Raw genomic sequence first — 21,333 nt, forward strand, 5'->3', positions numbered from 1 at the left:
TGCTCGGCGGTCTCAAGTGCATTGGTGGAGAGGGTGCTCTGTCAGGTGGAGCTGCCTGGAGAGGTGAGAGCAAGCTCTCCGTCCAGGGGCACGGAGCCGACGCCCCTGTCGCCGAACTCGAGTCGTCCGGTGAGCAGGGTCGCGGTGTCGGCGGTCGAGGGGAGGGCGTCGGTACTCACGACGCCATCCTGCTCGCGCATGACCTGCCGACATTCGGTCCGCCCCGCCATGCGCGAGGGAGAGCCCGGCTCGCCGCGCCCCACCCTCATCGTCGTGTTCAGCTCCGTGGTCGAACGCTCGACATACCTGGAGGAGGTGCCCCGAGCCGCGGCGGTCGGGATGTCAGAGGTCGAGAGCACGATGTCCGACATGGACCAAGATGCCGTCAATGTCGCCAACCTCTGGATCCAGAGCGTCGTCGCTCTCGCCGCGATCATCGCTGCGGTCGTCGCACTGGTCATCGGTGCGCTCGACCGAAGGAACGCTCGAAGCATCGCCGCGGACGACCGCAAGGCGTCGTTGGCTCACGCCAAGCTGATGTTCGACCTGGACGTCCTCTCGCGGCTCCTCGAGAACCTCAACCGAGGCGGGTCGAGCGACCCGGCAGAGTCGAAACGCATGGGAGCTGAAGCCCTCACGTTGATCGGTCTGCTCGGGCCCGACCTCATCCCCACGCAGTGGAACCACCGGGTGGGCGACGAGGCAGCGTTGCGGGGGCTCCTGGACGACGACGACTTCCCGGAGTGGAAGAAGAACGCGATCGAGGTTCAGGTCGCCGTGAACACCGTGCTCGCGAGGATTCGCGAGGAGCTCGCCAGGTCCGCGTGATCTCGGGAGTTCACGGCCGCCCTGCAGTTGCCATCCAGGGATGCTGCCTGATGGGCAAGGTCACCCGGGCGGAGCGAGTACGGTCACTGCTCGCCGGCCCCGTGCGGCCGGGCGCCAGAGTAGGGAAGGCGCGGGCATCGCTCCCAGAGCCGTCTGGGCTGAACCGCTGGAGCACAGGACGTGGGCGGGAGCACGTGATGAGTGGCGAGATCGAGTTGGTCAGCGACGGCGAGGGTGTGGCGCTGCTCGGAGACGCAGGTGCCATCGACCGGTTCCTGGCATCGGAGGGACTGCCCTCGCGAGAGCTCGACCTCAGCCGGCTCAGCACCGCGGCAGCGACAGGGGCGGGCGCGGTCCAGGTCGGGTCCCAGGCCGCGGCGACTTCGGGCCGCTGGGTGCTGCTGACGGAGAAGTCCGCCCAGGCGATGAAGAGCATGCCGATGATGAAGGGCTCGACCGCCAACACCAGTCGTGCGGTCGCGATGGACGGCGGCAAGACGAGCCACATCCTGGAGATCGTCCGCACACCGGGTGCGATGCTGACCAACCCAGCGATCCTCACCGGGGTCGCCGGGCTGATGGCACAGATGGCGATGCAGCAGGCGATGCAGCAGATCACCGACTACCTGGTGCGGATCGACGCGAAGGTCGACGACGTGCTGCGGGCCCAGAAGGACGCAGCACTGTCGGCGATGGTCGGGGCCCAGATGGTGATCGAGGACGCGCTCACGATCCGTGAGCAGGTCGGGTCGGTCTCGGAGGTGACCTGGTCGAAGATCCAGGCGACGCCGACGACGATCGCGCAGACTCAGGCCTACGCGATCAGACAGCTCGACGCGATCACCCAGAAGCTCGAGCGGGCATCTGCGGTCGGTGACGTGGCCAAGGCGGCTCAGGAGGCGCGGTCGGCGGTCGGGGAGTGGTTGGCGGTCCTGGCCCGGTGCTTCCAGCTCCAGGACGCAGTGGCGGTGCTGGAACTCGATCGGGTGCTCGGCGCCGCGCCGGAGGAGCTGGAGCAGCACCGGGCAGGGATCCGGATCGCGCGGCAGAACCGTCTCGATGTCATCGAGCGCAGCACGGCCAGGTTGATGACGCGCGTGGACGAAGCGGCGGGGACTGCGGACGCGAAGATGCTGCTGCACCCGCGGCCCGCGCAGACGATCAAGGTGTCGAACGAGCTGGTCGGCTCCCAGGTCCGTGACTTCGCCGACAGCCTCGGGATCGAGACCGGGCGCGAGTCCGTGCAGGTGCGAGGCTGGCTCGAGGCGGTGACCGACGCGCGCGATCGCGCGCTGGAGTCCGGTGCGACCGGTGTCGAGACCGCGAAGGACTTCAGCGAGCAGACCGTCGACCGGGCGCGGACGGCCACGACCAAGCTGGTAGGCACTCTCGCCGCGCGGGCTAAGCGCAAGGGGACTGAGGTCACAACGAGCGGCGACGAAGACTGACGCTGGGCGTGCCATGCAGTCCCGGCAGTCCCGTCGACGAACCTCTCGTTCGAAGCGTTCACCTGCGGCGGGACCGACTGCCCATGATCAGATCAGCCCCCGATGTCTCTGACCGATGTGGGCGCCTTCCATTAGCGTGGTGCGGGTCGGCGATTGCGCATCGGAAGGGGACGGTGATGCGGTACACGTCCCTGCCTGCGGAGCTGTTCCGGTTCGCGACGACGGACCGCTCCGAGCTGCACACCGCCGTCCTGTACGCCTTCGGTGCCGCCAACGACCGCATGGTCACCTCCCTGACGGCGGACGACGTGCGCGGTCACCTGCAGGCCGTGGGTTGGCGAGACGAGCTCACAGACGAGGACCTCGCGTCGTCGCTCGACCAGCTGGTGAGCTGGAGGCTGCTCGACGTGGGGCAGAACCACACGGAGCGATACCGCACGGCCCGCGACTACGAGCGGCGCAACCTCCAGTACGCGATGACGCGTGCCGGTGAGGCCGTGCTCGTCGGACACGCGGCGACGGTCGAGTCGCTGTCCGCGACCGGTGCGCTGCAGAGCGCGGTGCTCGAGGCGGTCGCCGAGAAGCTTGACGCGATCGCCGACCTGATGGCCGCGTCGACCGACACTCCCGCCGGCGATCGCCGGGTCTACGTCCGGCTCCAGGAGCTCGAGGCGCACCTGGCAGCGCTTGCCGGCAATGTCAAGCAGTTCAATGGTGAGCTCCAGCGCCTGCTCCGGGCGGAGAACGTCGACGAGGAGACGTTTCTCCAGGTCAAGCAATCCACAGTGACCTACCTGCAGGAGTACATCGCCCGGCTCGACGAGCGTGCCGCCCGGGTACGCCGCGCGCTGGAACGGGTCCGCGCAGCCGACGTCCGCCGGGTCTTCACCCGGGCGTACGCGGGAGCGGAACTCCCGCCTCACCTCAGCACTCCGGAGCGAGAGCTTGAATGGCTCGTGCAGGTCGAAGCGCGGTGGGCGGGACTGGACGCGTGGTTCGCGCCCACCGACGGCACCGGGCCACGCATTCGGGATCTCAGCGCCACAGGTCGTCGCGCGATCGTCGCGCTGCTCCAGGTCATCGATCGTCTGCGCGCTGCTCGCCGCCGTCCGTCCAGCGCGGAAGCAGACCTGCGTCAGCTGGCACGATGGTTCGCGGCGGCGCCGAACGAGGAGGCCATGCACCAGCTGTGGCGCGTGGCCTTCGGGCAGAGCCCGGCACGTCACGCCCACCTGGCGCATCCCGATCCCGACACGATCGCAGTGGGGACGCGCTGGGCCGACGCCGAACCGGTACCGGTCTCGCGCACGTTGCGCGAGTCGGGACGCACCGAGGTCTTCTCGCGGACGGCCCGGGTCCGGGACGTGGCCGCGGTGCGTCGCGAACGGGCGGAACGTGCGCGGGCCGAACGAGAAGCCGCGGCCGTCGCGCTGGAGTCGCTGCGCACCGATGGGGCCACTCGTCTGTCGGCACTCGCGGAGCTCGAAGCCGAGCCGTTCCGGGAGCTGATCGACCTCATCGGGCGCGCGGTGTCCGAGCCCGCCGCAGCGGTGCGACGGGCCCGCTCCGCGGACGGACGGGTCGAGATCGTGCTCGGAGAACCCCGAGACGACGCCCGCGCTTCGCTGCGCACATCCGCGGGAGTGCTCAACTGCCCGGACTTCGACGTGACGATCACGGTGACCAGTGCCGCCAGCCTGGTGCAGGCGGCAGCGGGATGAGCACGCTGCAGAACCAACTCGCGCTGACTGAGCGCGAAGAGACCGCCCGAGCGATCCGAACCTTGCTGAGATCGCCGACGCTCCGTCAGGAGCGGGCGCCGGCGGACTACGAGCTCGTGCGCCGGCGCCGGTTCCCGGTGGCGGAGTGGTTCGACCGGACGCTGGGCTGGTCGCTCGATGTCCAGCCTCGCAGCGGCGTCGCTCGGCTGGTCAAGGTGCCCCCCGCCGCGCTCGTCGAAGGCGACGTCCGTCCGGCGCGGCGTCATCGCTCGGGTGCGCCGTTCGACCGGCTCCGCTACGTGCTGTTGTGTGTGGTCGCAGCCGAGCTCACGACCCGGCGGATGGCTGCGCTGGGAGAGCTCGCGGACGCCGTCGTGCACGCCTGCGCAGTCGACGAGGCGCTGCCGCTGTTCGAGACCGGCCGGCACCAGCACCGCAAGGCCTTCGTCGACGTCCTGCTGCTGCTCGAGGAGCTCGGCGTGCTGGTCACGGTCGACGGTCGTACAGAGGCGTTCGCCGACGATGCGGCCTCCGCGGTGCTCTACCGGATCGACACTGTCGGGATCTTCGGCCTCACGTCGTCGCCGGTGGGGGCGAGCCAGGTCACCACGGCGGGTCCCGACTGGCTGGCGCAGGTCCTCGACCGACTTCGGGCCGAGCCCGACTTCGAGGTTCCGCTGATGCTCGACGACGCGGACCCGGACGGTCCGGACGATCCGCGCGTGCTGCGCCGACGTCGCCACCAGGTCATGCGTGCGCTGTTCGACGACCCGGTGGTGTACCGCGATCGGCTGCCCGAGGACCAGCGCGCCTACCTCGAGTCGATCAGCGGGCGCCGGCTGATGCGCCAGGCCGCGCAGATCGCCGGCTTCGTGCTCGAGGAGCGGGCGGAAGGATGGCTGCTCATCGACCCGGAGCGGTGGAGCTCGGACGAGGCGTTCCCCGCTGACGGCGCATCCTCTGTCGCGGCGCTGCGGCTCCTGGGGGTGCTGACGGGGCGGGGGCGTGCCGAGGTCCCGATCAGGCTGCTGCGCGACTCCGTCGCTGAGCTGCTGGCGCACAACCGTGGTTGGGCGCGGACGTTCCAGGACGACGACGGACCCGGGCGGCTGCTCGGCGAGGCGGTCGACCTGCTGCGACGTCATCACCTGGTGGAGGGTCGTGGCGAGACGCTGCGCGCTCTCCCCGCCGCGCAGAGGTATCGCACCGCCACGCTGGAGTCGATGCCCCGCACGGCCAGACACTCCGGGTCTGCACCACAAGCCTTTGCCGACGGTGAGCTCTTCGCTCTCGCCGACCTCGACGACGAACCCGACGGAGGACAGAGCCCGTGACGACGCGTTGGCGGCCCAGCCGCGCAGGGATCCTCAACGTCTGGCGGTACTACGACGAGGTCTTCAGGTTCCACGACGGCCGTCTGCTGCTGCGAGGGCCGAACGGATCGGGCAAGTCCAAGGCCCTCGAGCTCCTGCTGCCGTTCTTGTTCGACGCGAATCTGAGTGCATCCCGGCTCTCGACGTTCGGGCAGGGGGCACGCTCGATGCACTGGAACCTGATGGGTCAGGGTGCCGCAGGGAGCACCCGTGTCGGCTTCGTGTGGTTGGAGCTGGTCCGAGACGAGGACGACGAGGAGCAGCACGTCACCATCGGTGCACGCCTGCAGGCCAGCCGCTCCGAGACCCGCCCTCGTGTCGACTACTTCGTCACCCAGGGGCGCGTCGGCGTCGACATCGACCTGGCGGTTGACCAGACACCCGTGACAACAGGGGTGCTGCGCGAGCAGCTCGCCGGGCACGGGACGGTGTTCGCCACGGCGGGCGAGTACCGCGCAGCGGTCCGTCAGACGTTGTTCCCGACGATGTCGCCGGATCGGTACGACACGCTGGTTCTCGCGCTGCTGCAGCTGCGTCGGCCGAAGCTGTCCGAGCACCTGGATCCCGCGGCGCTCTCGTCGATCCTGTCGAGCGCGCTTCCGCCGGTCGACGCCGCCCAGATCCAAGAGCTGGCCGAGGGCTTCGAGAGGCTGGACCAGCAGCGCGCTCACCTGCTGGGACTCGACGAGGAGGTCAAGGCGGCACGCGCTCTGCTCGAACGAGCGCGTAACTACGGACGAGCCGTGCTGCGCGAGCGTGCTCGGGCTGTGACGAGCGCCGCGACCAGGTTCGACGCGACGTCGCGCGACCTCCGGCGCGGTGCGGAGCGACTCGAGGATGCCCGATCGGCGGCGTCGGTGGCGCGACAGGACTACCTCGCGGCACAACGACGGCTCAAGGACCTGACCGGTGACCGCGAGACGGTGGCCAGATCCGAGGACTACCGCAGCGGACAGCAGCTCGAGGAGCTGCGTCGACGGGTGCACGATGCCGAGCTGAAGGCCGGCGTCACTGAGAGCGATGCGCGACAGGAGGCAGATCGCGCGGATCGCTCGGAAGATGACGCCCGCGAGCACGAGGCCGCGGTCGGCGCCGCGCGCGCCGAGCGGACCCGGCGCGACGACGCACTGCGCGTGCTGGCGGCCGGACTCGGCATGGTGGAGCTCGTCGACGCGCCGGCAGATCTCCGCGCACGGCTGGGAGCCCGAGAGGACCAGGTAGTTGAGTTCGGACGCCTCATCAGCGCGCACGATAGCGCGGTCGTGGACCGTGAGCGGCGCGATGAGCAGCTCGCGCAGGCGACCGACGCCGTCGAGGACGGGCTGCGTCGGCTTGCCGAGGCGGAGCGAGCGTTGGACCTCGCGGTGGGGCAGTTCGTGGCGGCCGTCGACGCCTGGGCGGCGCGCTGCGTGGAGCTCAATCCGACGATGGCGGATGTCCAGGTGGCCGTTCGCGACGAAGGTGTGACGGGTTACGTCGCCGCGCTCCTGCGGGAGCAGCTGGCGAGGCTGGCCGCTGACCGCGCCCTGCTGCGCAAGCAGCGCGACGACGCGGTCGTGCGGCGCGATGCGCTAGTGGTCGAGCGGGACCTGCTCGCGACCGAGAGCCCTGTTCCGCCACCATCCACGCGGTTCCGGACCGCTGAGCGGGACGGCCGGCAGGGTGCTCCGCTGTGGCAGGTGGTCGACTTCCGCGACGGCTTGAGCGATGACGAGCAGGCGGCCCTCGAAGCTGCACTCGAGGCCAGCGGTCTGCTGGACGCCTGGGTGTCGCCGACCGGTGACCTGTGGGTCGAGGGTCACGACGTGGTCGTCGGAGCGGGAGCGCCGATCGAAGGGCCCGCGCTCGCGGACGTCCTGACCGTGGACGACGCGGCGGGTCCTGGAGCGGACTCGGTCGGTCGTGTGCTTGCGGGCGTCGGGCTCGGGCCGAGCGACGCCGCGTCGTGGGTCGCCCTCGACGGACGGTGGCGGCTCGGTGTCGAGTTCGGCTCGTGGTCAAAGCGGTCGGCGCAGTACGTGGGTATGGCCGCACGAGAGCGGAACCGCCAGGAGCGCCTCGCCTTCCTCGCGGAACAGCTCGCCTCCGTCGGCCAGGAGATCACCGGCCTCGAGGACCTGCTGATGACGCTCGAGGGCCGGGAGGCCGCTGCCCGTCGTGAGGCCGAAGAAACACCTGCCGGCAGCGAGGTCGGTGTCGCTCGGCGGGACGTCGGCCACTGCCATGTCGTGCTCGCGGAACGCCGGCGCGCGTCGGCGGACTCCCTCTCCCAGCGCGACGCGGCCCAGCGACGGGTGGACGAGCACGCACGCGCGCTCGCTCTTGAGGCGGATCGACTCGCCCTGCCGACGACGCGGGACGAGCTTGCTGGGGTGCGCAAGCAGATCGCGGACACGTCACGTGCCGCAGAGGAGCTCGTCCGCGCCGATCGCGACGCGTCAAAGGCTGCCGATGCCGCCGAGGCTGCCCGGTCGCGGGCCGACGAAGACCTAGCCCGGAGAGACGAGCTCGCGGCTCGCGCCGACAGCGACCGTGCCGAGGCCACGGCGCTCGCCGCCAGGTTGGCCGCGCTCCAGGAGCTGCTCGGTGCCGGGTATGAGCGCGCGGTTGCTCGGATGCGTCAGATCGAGGAGGAGATCGACTCGCTGCAGACCGAGCTTCCTCGTCGTGAGTCCGCGAGCACCAAGGCATCGGTTGCGGTAGCCGCATTGGAGGAGCGCTCGGTCGTGGCCGAAGCCGCCCACGAAGATGCGAAGGTCCACCGCGCCGCGGTGAGTGACGCCCTCGTCGCCGTGGCGCGGACGTCGTTGGCGCGGGACGCGGGCGTCGCCTTCGACTTCGGTGCCGAAGACCGAGTGCGCGCGGTGCTCGAGGCAGCGCGCAGGATCGACCGAGAGGTCCCCGAGCGTGTGAACGACACGGTCGCCGGGACGCTGAACCGTTTGACTCAGGCCTTGTACGACACCGCCCCTCGGCTCGGCGCGCGAGCCCTCGTGGAACTGGAGGAAGCTGAGGGGTTCGTCGTCCCGACCGCCGGTGCCGCCGGACGCCGCCTCGGCACGCAGGACCTGCTCGATGTCGTGGACGGCGAGAGGGCTCGAGCGGGCGAGGAGATCACCGAGGCGGAGCGTGCGTTGTTTGAGCAGGCCCTGACCGGCGACACGCGCCGCCACCTGTCCGCGACGATCCGCGACGCGCGCGAGCTGGTGGACCGGATGAACGACCGTCTGGCGACCGTCCGGACCGCTTCGGACGTTCGTGTTCGGCTGCGGTGGGAGGTCCGCGATGACGAAGGCGGCAGTCTGCGGGACGCGCAGGCGCTGCTGCTCAAGGACCCGGCGCGGCTCGTCGAGGAGGAGCGCCGGGCCCTGCACGACTTCTTCCGCGCACGCATCGACCACACACACGCCGAGGACGTCGGCGGCAGCTGGGCGCAACAGCTCGCGGCAGTCTTCGACTACACCGCCTGGCACCAGTTCAGGGTCGAGATGAACCGGGGTGACGATCAGGGCTGGCGGACGCTGACCCGGCAGGCGCACGGGGTGCTGTCGGGCGGCGAGAAGGCGATCGCGTTGCACCTGCCGCTCTTCGCGGCTCTCGCCGCCCACTACGAGGCCACGCCGCTCGCGCCCCGGCTCATCTTGCTCGACGAGGTGTTCGTGGGGATCGACTCGGTCAACCGGGGGCAGATCTTCGCGCTGCTGGGGGAGCTGGACCTCGACCTCGTCCTGACGTCCGACCACGAGTGGGCGACCTACCCGGAAGTGGCGGGAATCGCGATCCACGCCCTCGCGGCTGGGATGGACGACGACGACGCCGTCACGACGACGCGCTTCGTGTGGACCGGGCACGCGCTCGTCGAGGACCCGGCCGAGACGTTGTTCGCATGACCGGGCTCGATCCGCTCCTGCGTGAGTGCCACCGGCGGCTGTCGACCGGCGCACCGGTGAGCAGGGTGCGGGTGGACGCCATGGACCGGGAGGAACAGGACGCGATCGCCGATCTGTTCGGCCTGCCGAGCCGGCCGGTCCCGGGAGTGTCGTTCGCCCTCGACGACGTCGAGAGAGCGGTGCTCGAACTCACCGGGCGGCGGTTGCGAGAGGTGCTCGAAGAGCGGTTCGGGCCGATCGGGGACGCGCGTGCGGCGCGTGTGTCGGCGGCCGACGAACGTGCGGCGCTGTGGGCCTGGCTCGTGGCGCACCCTGTGGTCCGTGAGCGTGACCTGTTCGACTGGGCCGCGGAGGTGCGATCCACGGGTGTCCGTGGGTCCGTCGAGACGACCCGCAGGTTGCTAGAGCGCGCCGTGCAGGTGCTCGACGCCCTGCCGTCGCCTGGCGAGCCCATGCCGGTGTTCGCGGGACGAGTGTTGAACGACACGCACGCGCTGGATGCGGACTCGCCGCTGTCGACCCTCGTGCTGCGGGCGTTGGGCCCGTCGGCACGTGCAGCCGACCGTCGGTCGACCTGGAGGGCCGTCGGCGTCCTCGACGATGAGCTGTCCTCGACGGTGCTCGTCGCGGGCCTCGACGCTGCTGGCTCCTCAGTCGCCGACAGGATCTGTCGCGTGGGCGTCGCGGCCGGACAAGCGGTCAGCCTCACCCTCGCTGCGATCCGGACGGGCGCGCCGGTGTTCCCCGGCCCGCGCGACGTGTTCGTCGTCGAGAACCCGGCGATCCTCTCGATGGCGTCCACCGCGCTCGGCGACAGGATCCCGCCGATGGTGTGCGTCTCGGGCTGGCCGTCCGGAGCCGCGATCGAGCTGCTCGTCGGTCTCGGCTCGCAGGGACACGCGCTGCGGTACCACGGGGATCTCGACGGCGAGGGTGTGCGGATCGCGGCGTACGTGTGCGCCGAGACCGGCGCACGACCGTGGCGAATGTCTGCGGCGGACTACCTTGCGCGCGTGGAGTCGCGGGGTGCGCCGGTCGGCCGGGTGACCGAGGCCTCGTGGGACGCCGCTCTCGGCGCTGTCATGCACGAGCGTGGCGTCGCCGTCCTCGAGGAGACCGTGTGGGCTGATCTGCGCGTGGATCTTGAAGTGGCGTCCAGGCGTCCGCCATTGAACGCGGACGCGACCTGACGGCTGTCTGTGCCGTGCGGACCACCGGGGTGTCCGGGAGGTCACGGCGCCGGATCTGGAGGGCGACCCCGCCCGATCGCTCTCCGTGGGAGATCGCCACGGCTTCGTCGCCGGACTGGAGGCCGGGCGGCCGCTGTAGCCCGGCTCTCGCCCGTCTCGAGAGATTGGAGGATCGGATGCGCGAGTTGGTGAGGGCGGCACGAGCCTCGGCGACGCGTGCTCGCGCCGCGCGTCCGGATAGCGGCACAGGCACCGCGACGGGGCATTGACGGGTGTCGCGCCGAAGTGCCAGCATGGTGGCGAGGCGTCGACGTCCGGTTGGGGCGGCGCTTGCGTAGAGAAGTTACATCAAAACAGTTACTAAGGCGCTAAGTGCAGAGGCACTTGGCGCCTCGTGCCGTATAAGGAGCAAAGTTGAATAATCCTGAGAAGAACTATCAGAACGTGACTATTGGTGCTCAGGCCAAGCATCCACTGCCGGCGCCGCAGCAGCGACCCCGGATCCAGTGTCCTCGTGCGCTGCGGGTTTGGCACTTCAGCCCGCACGCTCGAGAGCACATCGACGCTCGTGGCTTCGACCCGCACCAGGTGGTCGCGACGTGCGAGGGGCCGCAGATCACGGTCACGGCGTACAACTACGGGTCCGGACGGGTGAGGTTTATCGCCGGTGACCTCGTCGTCATCGCAGTGCCCCAGACCCGTCAGGTCATCACGGTCCTGGTGCGCTCCCACGAGCAGTGGGATGACGATGACGCCCGGCGCGCATCGGGAGTGTCAGCATGACGACCGCCGAGCGCTCCGGTTGGGTCACTACCCTGCGCGGCGAGACCGTTCTGTACACGGGAACGGCTCACGTCGACGGGGACCACATGGAGCGACGCACCTTGAAGATGCACACGCGCCGCCTCAGAGGGACGCCGGCGCCCGACCGATCACGCGCCGTCACCCTCATGGTGCACGGCGAGCTCGGCGGGCGGCACCTGACGGATCCCGAGCGCGGCTACAGCCAGAAGCTCGTGTTCGTCGAGCGTGTCATGCGTGAGCGTGACCAGCATGTTCACGTGATCGACGACCGCGGGTTCGAGGAGCTGCTTCACGGTCGACCTGCACCGTGCCACAGGCTCCGAGCATCGAGCGGCTCCCTCCGTGCGGAACCGGCCTGAGGCAGCACGGATCCGAGCTGGACGGGTGCTGAAACGTGGACGGAAGGGTGCAGAGCGCCGTCCGTCTTCGTAGATTGATAGCCCTGACCTGCGGTCTTGCAATTCACGAACACCCCACGTCGTCACGAGGCCCGCCCCCTGCCGGGGGCGGGCCTCTGCTGCGTCCGCCGCCGGTCTCCACGGCGCGACCGAGCACGGGGAGGCACGTGCTCGGGGGACCCGTGCGCCGCCCGCGGCGATCCGGCGTCCCCGCAGGTCGTACGCGTCGTCGGGACCCGCTGCCGCCCCGCCTCGCCGGATGTCCGAACAGGTCCGGACGCCGGGAACGCGGACGCCGCGCGGGTCTGGTCGGGACACTCGCCTCGACGGTCCGGGAGTCATGCCCCGGGCTGTCGAGCGACCCCGACCAGCGGACCAGGAGCACAGGTGACAGACGGCTCGGACCTCCCGCGCGACCCTGACGCGATCCGCGCGGCCGACCCGGCGACACCGCCCGAGGAGCTGGCCCGGATCGCGCACCTCGTCCCCGCGCTGCGGGCCGTCGTCGCGCAGAACCCGTCGGCGTACCCCGGGCTGCGGCAGTGGATCGCGGAGCAGCCGCCGGTCGCGCACCCCGCACCGGCGCAAGGCGCGGCGGCGGCACCTCAGCTCCTCGCGCCGCAGACCGCGCACCCGGCGCGGGCGGCCGGGGGCGACACCGACGTCGCGCCGGATCAACCCGAAGCAGAACGCGCGGAGCCGGTCGTGGAGCCCGACCGCGACGCCGACACCGCACCGGAGGACCGCCCTGGACGGACCCGTCGACGCCGCGGCGCCGGGCTGCTGGTCGGCGCCGCGACGCTCATGCTGCTCGGCGCCGTTGCCGGCGGTGTCGCGCTCGGATGGACGGCCCTGTCCGAGGTCGAGGCGCGGCGGACCCCCAGCGAGCCGGCCGCGACCGCCGAGCCGGTCGATCTGGCCCCGGTGACCAGCACCGCGGCGGTGATCATGCCGGACGTCCGGGGGCTCGGGGAGGACGCGGCGCGCGAGGTCCTCACGGACTCCGGCGTCGCGCCGTCGCTGGTGTCGGTGAGCACGCGCCCGGCCGCCGGCCCGGCGGGGGCGGTGGTCGAGCAGACGCCGGCCTTCGGCACCGAGGACCCGGACGCGGTGACGCTCGTGCTGTCGGAGCAGGTGACGGTCCCCGAGGCGGTGGGGATGGACGGTGCCGCGGTGGTCGCCGCGCTCGGGGAGTACGGGGCCGAGGTGACGATCGAGCAGCGGTACGTGCCCGGCGCGACCGTCGGTGTCGTGCAGTCGATCGACCCGGCGCCGGGGACGCCGCTGCCGAACCAGGTGCTGGTGGTCGTCGCGGAGCCGCCGTCGTCCGTGTATCTCGCGGACCTCGATCCGGTGGACGGCAGGTGCACGAGCGGATCGGAGGGCGTGAACGGCACGACGTACGACAGCTCGCTGGCCTGCCGTGTCGATCGTGACCCCACCGAGACCTCCTGGGTGGTGTCGCGCGTCGTGGACGGCTTCACGGCGACCGTCGGCGTCCCGGACGACGGCGACACCGGCTCGCGGGTGCGGGTCGAGGTGCTGGCCGACGGCGTGGTCGTCGGGTCCGCGGAGGCCGGGTACGGGCAGCCGGCCGCGCTCGATGCCACCGTGACGGGGGCGCTGCGCCTCACCGTGCGGGTGACGCTCGTCAGCGCGACGGAGGGCAGCCGGTCCAGCGGCTCGGCCGTGCTGGCCGACGCGCGCCTGGTCGGTGGGGCGGACGCGATGCAGAACCTCGGCGTCGAGCCGTGAGCCGGCACGGCGCGCGCACCCGGGTCGGCTCGGTGCTGGGGCTCGGCGGGATGCTGCTGGTGATGCTCGCGGCGGTCGGGGCGGGTCCGGCCGCGGGCGCGAGCACGCCGCCGCCCGCGGCCGAGGTCACCGCCGCGCCGGGGACCGCCGGCACCACGACGTACTCGACCGCGCTCACGCAGCCCTTGGTCGTGATCGTGGACCTGTCGTCCTCGATGCTCGAGGACGACGGTGCCGGGACCGTCCGGCTCGACGGGGCGAAGGTCGCGCTGTCCTCGCTGGTGCGCCGGCAGCCGACCGGAGCCGAGGTCGGTCTGTGGACCTACCCGTCCCCGTCGGACTCGTGCGGCGCAGGAGGCTACGTCCCGGGTGCGGAGATCGGGCCGGTGGCCGACCCCGGCCTGCTGTCCGCGAAGATCAACGCGCTGAAGGCTGCGGGCGACACCCCGACGGCGGCCGCGCTCACCTCGGTCGCGGACTCCCTGCGGGCACGGGACATCACCGGCGCGACCCTGCTGCTGGTCTCCGACGGCGAGAGCAACTGCGGCATCGACCCGTGCGAGGTGGCGCAGCAGATCTCCGACGAGGGGTTCGACCTCACGGTGCAGGCGATGGGCTTCCAGATCTCGCAGAACGGCCGGTCGGAGCTGGAGTGCATCGCCGCCGCGACGAACGGTCGCTACTACGACGTGCGGGACAGCGCCGAGCTGGCGACGCTGCTGGACGAGGTCGCCGTACCCCGGCTCGCGCTCGACGTGACCGCCGCCGCCACCGTCACTGCCGGGATGGCGACCACGATCCGTGCCCAGGTGTCGAACTCCTCCGCGCAGGCCACCGAGGACGTGTCGGTCTCGCTGGTCTTCACCGACGACGGCTCCCGGACGGTGTTCCCGGCGGTCGTCCCACCGCGCTACCGGCTGGGCAACATCCCCGGCGGCGCGACGGTGGTGCGGGAGTGGACGCTGTCCACCGCGGGGGCCCCGGGAGGCACCGGCGTGGACGAGCAGTCCGCGAGCTGGCGGGTGACCGCGTGGGCGACCGATGTGGGGGCCGTGAGCCAGACCGGCAGCATCGCCGTCCGCTCCGGGGAGGCGACCCTGGACGACGCCGGGCCCGTGCTGCGCGACCTGTCGTCGGGCCCGGTGGTGGTCCTCGGGGACTCGTACTCCTCCGGAGAGGGTGCGGGGGACTACCTGCGGGGCACCGACGACGAGAGCACGCTCTGCCACCGCAGCATGTCGACGTACGGCGTGCGGCTGGTGTCGGCGAGCCGGACGGAGATCGTCGCGTGCTCGGGGGCGGTGACGGCGAACCTCGAGACCCCGCAGTGGGACCGGCACGTCTCCGCTCAGCTGGACGACGTCGCGGACCTCGCGGACCCGCCGTCGGTGGTGCTGATGACCATCGGTGGCAACGACATCGGCTTCGCGAACATCATCATGCGCTGCGTCTACACCGGTATCGGCGACTTCGCGGTCCCCTGGCCCGAGACGGACAACTGCAACGAGGACCCGTTGTTCGTCGCCTCGACGGCGCGACGGCTCTCTGAGCTCGGAGGCACGCTGGAGCAGACGTACGTGAAGGTCTGGGACCAGGTGAACACCGCGTCGATGGTGGCCGCCCGCGGAGGGTACGCGCCGGTGATCGTGCTCGCGTACCCGCAGGTGCTGCCGCAGTGGCAGCGCGGCTCGTGCCAGGGCTTCAGCGCGTCCGAGATCGACTTCGGCAACCGCGTGGTGGCCGAGCTCGACCGGGTGGCGGCGGCCTCGGTCGCGGCGGTCCAGCAGGACGGGTACTCCGTCTACTTCGCCTCGGACGTGCACGGCGCCGTGCTCCCTCGGCACACGGCCTGCGACCCGGAGCCGTTCATCAACCCGGTGGACGCCCTGCGCGGCTACTCCGTGGCGCTGGACCAGGGTCGCAAGCAAGAGCTGCTGCACCCCGACGCCCAGGGGTACGACGCCATGACGAACGCCCTGCTGGCCTGGTCCCAGACGGTCGAGCCGGTGCAGGTCAGCGCTCCCGCTGCCGTGCCGGTCCGGACGGTCCGTGCTCAGGAGCCCGCGATCGCCGTGGACATGTCGACGGTCGACGAGGACGCGGTCCTCCGGGTCGAGGCGGGCCGGGCCGTGGACGTCACGATGAGCGGCCTGGTGCCGGGCACCACCGTCACCGTGGTGGTGCACTCCACGCCGCGGGTGCTCGGCTCGCTGCCGGTGGACGAGGACGGCACCGCGCACGGCGTGGTCTACGTCCCGGCGGACCTGGAGGCCGGGGCGCACCGGCTGTCCGTGACCGGGCTCGGGCCGGAACCCGGCGTGGTCGAGCGATCGACGGGGCTCTCGGTGCTGCCGCCGCGGCCGGCGTGGCTCCCGCCGCTGGTCGCGGGATCGGGGGTGCTGCTGCTCGGCGGGGTCGTGCTGCTGGTCCGAGGTGTCCGGCTGCGCAGGACGGCGCCGGTGACCGCGACCACGGTCGATCCGGAGGATCCGGAGTGACCCGGGACGTGCCGACGCCTGCCGTGCCGGTCCGCCCCGGTGCGGCCCGGCCGCGACGCGCTCCGGCGCCCTGCTCACCGCGGTCCTCCCGACGAGGGCGCTCCGTGACCACCACGAACGAGGGACGACGATGACCGGTGACGCGCAGCAGGGATTCTGGCCGACCGGCGGGCAGGGTGCGCCCCCGCCACCCCCGTCGGCGGCGGCGCGCGAGGCTCCGCCGGCCCCGGCCTCGGGCGCGCCGGTGGTGGCGGGGCCGAGCCCGTTCACCGCGGTGACCGCGGGTGACTACGCCCGTGACGTGGTGGCGGCGGTGCTGCTGCTGACCTCCCTCGCACTGCCGTGGGACTACACCCACGACGCGACCGCACGGGTCGACGTCATCCTCGCCACGATCGTGTCGCTGCTCTCGCTCGCGCTGCCGTACCTGGCTCGGGTCGGGGCGTTCGGCCCGACCTTCACCGTGCGCACCGCCGCGACGGTCCGCACGCTCGCGAACGGGCCCTACCTCGTGGTCGTCCTGGTGTACGTGCTGATCGACGCGGTGACGGGTGACGGGGGCGGCGGTGGGATCGGGGCCGCCGCGGCGGTCGGGCTCGCCGGCGCCGTGCTCGCGGCCCAGGCTCGGGAGTCGGAGCTGCGGGACGGGATCCCGTCGGCGGACCGCACCGGGTTCTGGGTGCTCGGGGGGCTGGCGGGTCTGCTGGTGCTGCTCAAGGTGGTCTCGACGGTGGTTCTGCTGACCCGGGCGGGCGATCTGGTGCGGTACGGCGGTGCCCTGTCGCTGATCGCGATGCTGCTGTCGAGCGGGTTGACGCTGCTGCTCATCGGCTGGCCGCTGCTGGGGACCGTGCAGCGCGACGCCGCCTGGCGCCTCGTCGTGGTCGCGACGGGGGCACCGGTGGTCGGGATCTACCTGCTCGGCCAGGGTGACGGGATCGTGGCGCCGTCGGTGGAGTCGGTCCACGCGCTGGGCCCGGGCCTGGTGCTGTGGCCGGCGATCGCCGCTGCTGCTGCGGCACCTGTCGTCCGCCGCGGCACGCGTCCCGTCACCGGCCGGTCGATCTGGGAGGCGGCCGCCGCGCGGCTGCTGACGCTCACGGCCGTCGCGGACGTCCTGGTCGTGACGATCGCGGTCCTCGCGCTGGTGGACGCCGCCGACCGGGGGCGCCTGGTCGTCCTGGTCGTGCTCGGGGCGCTGTCGGTGGTCGCTGCGCTGATCGGGCGCAGCGCGCTGCTGGTGGCCCAGGCCGGCGCGCGCACCACGGCGTACGCGGCGGCGGGTGGCCTGCTGGTGCTGGGGATCGCCCAGCTGGTGGTCGCGGCGAACAGCACCACCGGGAGGTTCTCGGGCATCGACCTCGTGGTCACGCTGGTGCTGCCGACCGCGCTCCTGGTGGTGCTCGCGGTGCCTGCGGTGCAGGCAGGTCGGTCGGTCGCCCCCGGAGGTGTCGACGGGTCCGTCCGTCCCGGGTCGCCGCCCCCGCCCGTCGCTGCGCCGCCCGCGCCCGCCGCGCCACCCGCGCCCGCCCCGCCGCCCCCGCCCGTCGTTGCGCCGCTCGCGCCCGCCCCGCCGCCGCCCGCGCCCGCCCCGCCGCCGCCCCCGCCCGTCGCTGCGGTGGTGGTGAGCACCGAGGTGCGGCTCGCCGCCGACCCGGGCACCCCGGCGCACGTCCTCGCGGACCTCGCCGCGCGAGCGCCCGAGACGTGGGTGCACCTGGCCCGCAACCCCGCGAGCTACCCGGCGCTGCTCGGGTGGCTCGCGGCGCTCGGGGACCCCGAGGTGACCGCGGCGCTCGCGCAGCGCGGGCGCTGAGCCGGAGCCGCGCGGGCACTGGGCCGGGGAGCAGGAGGCGTGGGCCGGGTGCCCGCGGTGCCGCCACCGACGGTGGCGAGCAGGTCAGGTCGTGACGGATGGAGGTCGTGGTGACGGAGCAGACGGTGACAGCAACGGCGAGAGCGGCGGACGCGCGGGTCGCGCTCGACCCTGCGACGCCTCCGGAGGTGCTGGCAGCGATCGCGGAGACCCGCCCTGAGCTGAGGGTCTTCGTCGCGGCCAATTCCGGCGCGTACCCGGGGCTGGTCGAGTGGCTCGGGCGCCTCGGAGACCGTGCGGTCGACGCGGCGATCGCGCAGCGCCGACCGATGACCGGCGCCGCGCCGCCGCCCCCGGTGGTCGCCGCACCGTCGCCCGCGGTGCTCTCCGCCCCCGCGCCCGCGGTGCTCGCCACGCCCGCGCCCGCGGCGGTCGACGCCCCGGCCGGGCCCACCTTCGTGGCACCCGTCGAGGCGGCACCGGCCGTCGAGGCCGGGCAGGCCGGTGGGGGCCGCCGGCGTTGGCCCGCGCTGGTGGCGGTCGGAGCCGGGGTGGCGATCCTCGCGGCGGTGGGCTGGCTCGTGGTCGGTGCGCTGCTCGGCGGGGGTGGCGCGTCCTCGCCGGAGGCCGCGGTGCAGTCTCTGGCCGACGCCCTGGACCGCGAGGACCCCGCCGCAGCGATGGCCGCGCTGGCGCCCGACGAGGTGCGGATGCTCACCGCCCTGGTCGCCGACGTCGAGGATCGCGCGACCTCGCTCGGCTTCGCCCGGGAGGGCAGCACGTACGCGGGCATCGACCTGTCGGTCGACGGGCTCGAGCTCACGGTCGACCAGCTGAGCGAGGACGTCGCAAGGGTGGAGATCAGCGCCGGCACCCTGCGCGTCACCACCGACGCCGACGCCGCCGCCGAGCGCACCGGGGCCGTCCTGCGCGCGGGCGACGTCGGCACGGCGAGCGTGACGGCGGACGACCTGGCCTTCCAGGACCACGACGTCCGTGAGACGCCGCCGTTCCTCATGGTGGTGCGCCAGGGACGCGGCTGGTACGTCAGCCCGCTGTACACGGTCGGCCAGATCGTCAGCGAGGTCACCGGCGAGCGCACGCCCTCCTTCGCGGAGTCCGGGTGGGCGCCGCGGGTGCAGGAGGACCCGGAGTCGGCGGTCCGCGCCTTCCTGGAGGCGGCGGGCAGCCTGGACCCGGACGACATCGCGGAGACCGTGCCCGAGCGGGAGGCCGCGGCGGTGATGGCCTACCGCCGGGTCTTCGCCAGCCTGCCGGCCCGGCTGGGCCTGGGCGACGCGGGCACGGTGTCCCTCACGGTCGACGACCTGCGCGCCACGACCCAGGACCTCGGCGGTGGGATGACGGCGGTCACGGTCGACTCGCTGGAGCTCAGTGCCACGACGCCGTCCGGCTCGGGGACCCTCCGGATCGACCAGTCCTGCGTGCTCGTCGACGGCTCCGAGGAGTCCTGCCTGGAGGACACCTACGGCGCGGCCGAGGCGCGGCTGACGTTCGTCGCCGTCGAGACCGACGGCGGCTGGACGGTCAGCCCGCTCGACAGCCTCGCGCAGACGCTCCGTTCGGTGGTCGCCAGCGCCGACCTGGACGTCGTGCTGGCCCGGTTCGGCGCGCCGTGGCTGATCGAGCCGAGCGCGGAGCTCGCCGTCGACGACGGTGGGACCGATGCCACGATCGGCACCGGCGGGGTGGTGACGGCGACGCTCACCGGCGCCGGCCCGGTGTTCCTGGACGGCGGGCAGTACGGCATCCAGGTGTTCACGCAGACGGGTGATCTCCTGTCGTCCGGCGGGTACTCGGAGCTGCCGGACGGGGGCCCGTTCGTCCTCGTCGCGTGGGGTGATCCGTCCGAGGAGGTCCACCTGGCGGTGCGCGGGGCCGACCCGACGCCGCTGACGCTCGACGTGCCGGCCTCGGGGACGCTCGACGCGGACTCGCCCCGGGCGGCGTTCACCTTCGACCTGGCGGAGGACGGCATCGCCATCGACGTGGACGGGGCACCCTTCTGGTCCGTCTACCAGGACGGCGAGCAGCAGTGCAGCGGCTACGGCGACGACGGCGTCACGCTGTGCATGCCGCTGACCGAGGCCGGACCGGCCACGCTTCTGCTGGAGGGGAACCCGGGGGAGGGCGATGACTTCACCGTGACTCTGACGGACCGTCCGGCGCTCGCGGTCGACGGCGCGTCACGGTCCGTCCGTGCCGACATCGACGCCATCGATGCCGGGACCCACTACGTGACGTCGATCCCGGCCGGCTCACGGGTCACCATCTCGCTCACCCCCCTCACCGACTCGGACCTGGTGCTCTCGGTCGCCGACATCCAGACCTGGGACTACCACACCATCGACAGCGGGATCGCCGGCGTCTCCGAGTACTACACCTATGAGAACACCACCGGGAGGATGGTCGACCTGGAGGTCACGGTCTGGGTGTACGGGCAGACCGGTCCGGCGAGCTACGAGCTCGCGGTGGACGACTCCACGATCTACGGGGAGTGAGGTGCGCGACCGCATCACCTCGGGCCTGCTCGTCGCGGCGGCGCTGTGCTGCGCCGCCGCGACGGTGCTGCCCTGGCGCGCCCGGGGTCCGACCTCGGCGCTGACACCCGTCGAGCTGGCGCGGGCCGCGCTCGCCGGCGGGTTCGGCGACGTCGTGCCCCGGGGCGTCGGTCTCGTCGCGCTGGCCCCGGCGCTGGCCTGCGCGGTGCTGGTCGGATCGGTGGCCTGGGCCGGGGGTCGCCGCTGGGGCGGGCTCGTCGCCGCCCTGCTCTGCGCGGTCCCGGTCGTCGCCCTGGTGGTGCTGCCGGGGCCGGCGCGGCTCGCCCCCGGCGGCCTGCTGCTGCTCGGGGCGCTCGTGGCCTCGCTGGGCGTGGTCGCGGTGAGCGGCGGCCGGCGATCTGCGTCCTCGGCCCGGGCAGGATGTCCGAACGATCTCGGACGTACCTGACGGGCCGTCGGGCAGTGCCGGCAGGCGCGCCGCTCCTACCGTGTACCCGACCTCCCGTCGTCGTCCGGTGCGCGGCTGCTCGGCACGCGAGAGGGGAGCCTCCGCGTGGTTCCCGACACCTCGGGAGGCTCGGCCGCGCTCGCGCTCCCTTCGTGCTCACGACCGTGCTCGCGGCGCGGTCACCGCAGGACACCGGGCGATCGCGGCCGCGCTCGCACCGGCACGACTGATCAGGAGTAGACGTGGGACAGAAGGAGAAGGCGCGCGCGATCGTCGACGAGCGCTACGGCGTCGAGCTGGAGACCGCGTTGTCCACGGACGGGTGGATCCAGGCCGCGCGGCGAGCCGCTGAGGCGTCGAAGCACCGGCTCAAGGGCAAGGTCGTCGAAGGCCAGGTGACCACGAACGGCGAGCGCCAGACGCTCGCCACCTACAAGGTCGTCGGGCCGGGCGGCGTCGTCACGGTGATGGTGTTCGTGCTCTCGGGGGTGACGACCGATCGAGGGACGACCCGGGTGTCGCTCAGGGTCGGCGACTTCTTGTTCCAGAGCGGGTCGCTCGGCATGAAGCCCACGATCAACGCCGGCAAGGTCATGGACACGTTCGTCGACGTGCTCCGCACCGAGCTGACCGCGGGCTGAC

General features: G+C 72.4%; 14 protein-coding genes. 13 read left to right on the top strand and 1 reads right to left on the bottom strand.

Features of this window, described 5'->3' with window-relative positions:
* Window positions 1-273 precede the first annotated feature (273 nt).
* The 7 genes from ACZ5HG_RS05905 to ACZ5HG_RS05935 all read left to right on the top strand — a co-directional run bounded on the left by ACZ5HG_RS05905 (window position 274) and on the right by ACZ5HG_RS05935 (window position 11,233).
* Window positions 274-828: a hypothetical protein gene (locus ACZ5HG_RS05905; RefSeq protein WP_464181022.1), complete on the top strand. Its 555-nt coding sequence runs from the start codon at window positions 274-276 to the stop codon at window positions 826-828.
* 197 nt (window positions 829-1,025) lie between these two features.
* Window positions 1,026-2,276, top strand: coding sequence for a hypothetical protein (locus ACZ5HG_RS05910; protein WP_464181023.1), 1,251 nt, complete (start codon window positions 1,026-1,028; stop codon window positions 2,274-2,276).
* A 176-nt stretch (window positions 2,277-2,452) separates the two neighbouring features.
* On the top strand, window positions 2,453-3,997 hold the full coding sequence (locus tag ACZ5HG_RS05915; protein WP_464181024.1) for a TIGR02677 family protein: 1,545 nt from the start codon (window positions 2,453-2,455) through the stop codon (window positions 3,995-3,997).
* Entirely contained in the window at window positions 3,994-5,331 is a 1,338-nt protein-coding gene (locus tag ACZ5HG_RS05920; protein WP_464181025.1) for a TIGR02678 family protein, read from the top strand. The genes ACZ5HG_RS05915 and ACZ5HG_RS05920 overlap by 4 nt, the downstream gene beginning before the upstream one ends.
* Window positions 5,328-9,260 (top strand): TIGR02680 family protein, encoded by a 3,933-nt coding sequence (locus ACZ5HG_RS05925; RefSeq protein WP_464181027.1) that lies wholly within the window; start codon window positions 5,328-5,330, stop codon window positions 9,258-9,260. The genes ACZ5HG_RS05920 and ACZ5HG_RS05925 overlap by 4 nt, the downstream gene beginning before the upstream one ends.
* Window positions 9,257-10,450, top strand: coding sequence for a TIGR02679 family protein (locus ACZ5HG_RS05930; protein ID WP_464181028.1), 1,194 nt, complete (start codon window positions 9,257-9,259; stop codon window positions 10,448-10,450). Before ACZ5HG_RS05925 ends, ACZ5HG_RS05930 begins: the two co-directional genes overlap by 4 nt.
* A 414-nt stretch (window positions 10,451-10,864) precedes the next feature.
* A complete protein-coding gene (locus tag ACZ5HG_RS05935; protein ID WP_464181029.1) occupies window positions 10,865-11,233 on the top strand; it encodes a hypothetical protein in 369 nt (122 codons plus the stop codon).
* A gap of 149 nt (window positions 11,234-11,382) precedes the next feature.
* Here the strand turns inward: ACZ5HG_RS05935 and ACZ5HG_RS05940 are convergent, their stop codons facing one another.
* Complete coding sequence (locus ACZ5HG_RS05940) at window positions 11,383-11,547, bottom strand: hypothetical protein (RefSeq protein ID WP_464181030.1); 165 nt, start codon at window positions 11,545-11,547, stop codon at window positions 11,383-11,385.
* A 492-nt stretch (window positions 11,548-12,039) separates the two neighbouring features.
* Between ACZ5HG_RS05940 and ACZ5HG_RS05945 the strand changes: the two genes are divergently transcribed.
* The 6 genes from ACZ5HG_RS05945 to ACZ5HG_RS05970 all read left to right on the top strand — a co-directional run bounded on the left by ACZ5HG_RS05945 (window position 12,040) and on the right by ACZ5HG_RS05970 (window position 21,332).
* On the top strand, window positions 12,040-13,407 hold the full coding sequence (locus tag ACZ5HG_RS05945; protein WP_464181031.1) for a variant leucine-rich repeat-containing protein: 1,368 nt from the start codon (window positions 12,040-12,042) through the stop codon (window positions 13,405-13,407).
* Entirely contained in the window at window positions 13,404-15,905 is a 2,502-nt protein-coding gene (locus tag ACZ5HG_RS05950) for a VWA domain-containing protein (RefSeq protein ID WP_464181033.1), read from the top strand. Before ACZ5HG_RS05945 ends, ACZ5HG_RS05950 begins: the two co-directional genes overlap by 4 nt.
* Before the next feature lie 130 nt (window positions 15,906-16,035).
* Window positions 16,036-17,721 (top strand): DUF7937 domain-containing protein, encoded by a 1,686-nt coding sequence (locus tag ACZ5HG_RS05955; protein ID WP_464181034.1) that lies wholly within the window; start codon window positions 16,036-16,038, stop codon window positions 17,719-17,721.
* A 110-nt stretch (window positions 17,722-17,831) separates the two neighbouring features.
* Entirely contained in the window at window positions 17,832-20,243 is a 2,412-nt protein-coding gene (locus tag ACZ5HG_RS05960; protein WP_464181035.1) for a variant leucine-rich repeat-containing protein, read from the top strand.
* A gap of 1 nt (window position 20,244) precedes the next feature.
* A complete protein-coding gene (locus ACZ5HG_RS05965) occupies window positions 20,245-20,691 on the top strand; it encodes a hypothetical protein (RefSeq protein WP_464181036.1) in 447 nt (148 codons plus the stop codon).
* A 242-nt stretch (window positions 20,692-20,933) separates the two neighbouring features.
* Window positions 20,934-21,332: a hypothetical protein gene (locus tag ACZ5HG_RS05970; RefSeq protein ID WP_464181037.1), complete on the top strand. Its 399-nt coding sequence runs from the start codon at window positions 20,934-20,936 to the stop codon at window positions 21,330-21,332.
* Window position 21,333 lies beyond the last annotated feature (1 nt).

The sequence above is a fragment of the Cellulomonas sp. GTC20042 genome (genome assembly GCF_055389595.1).

Coding starts and splice junctions, on each gene's coding strand:
- ACZ5HG_RS05910 (WP_464181023.1), top strand. CDS start 1,026: ATGAGTGGCGAGATCGAGTTGGTCAGCGACGGCGAGGGTGTGGCGCTG.
- ACZ5HG_RS05920 (WP_464181025.1), top strand. CDS start 3,994: ATGAGCACGCTGCAGAACCAACTCGCGCTGACTGAGCGCGAAGAGACC.
- ACZ5HG_RS05930 (WP_464181028.1), top strand. CDS start 9,257: ATGACCGGGCTCGATCCGCTCCTGCGTGAGTGCCACCGGCGGCTGTCG.
- ACZ5HG_RS05915 (WP_464181024.1), top strand. CDS start 2,453: ATGCGGTACACGTCCCTGCCTGCGGAGCTGTTCCGGTTCGCGACGACG.
- ACZ5HG_RS05955 (WP_464181034.1), top strand. CDS start 16,036: ATGACCGGTGACGCGCAGCAGGGATTCTGGCCGACCGGCGGGCAGGGT.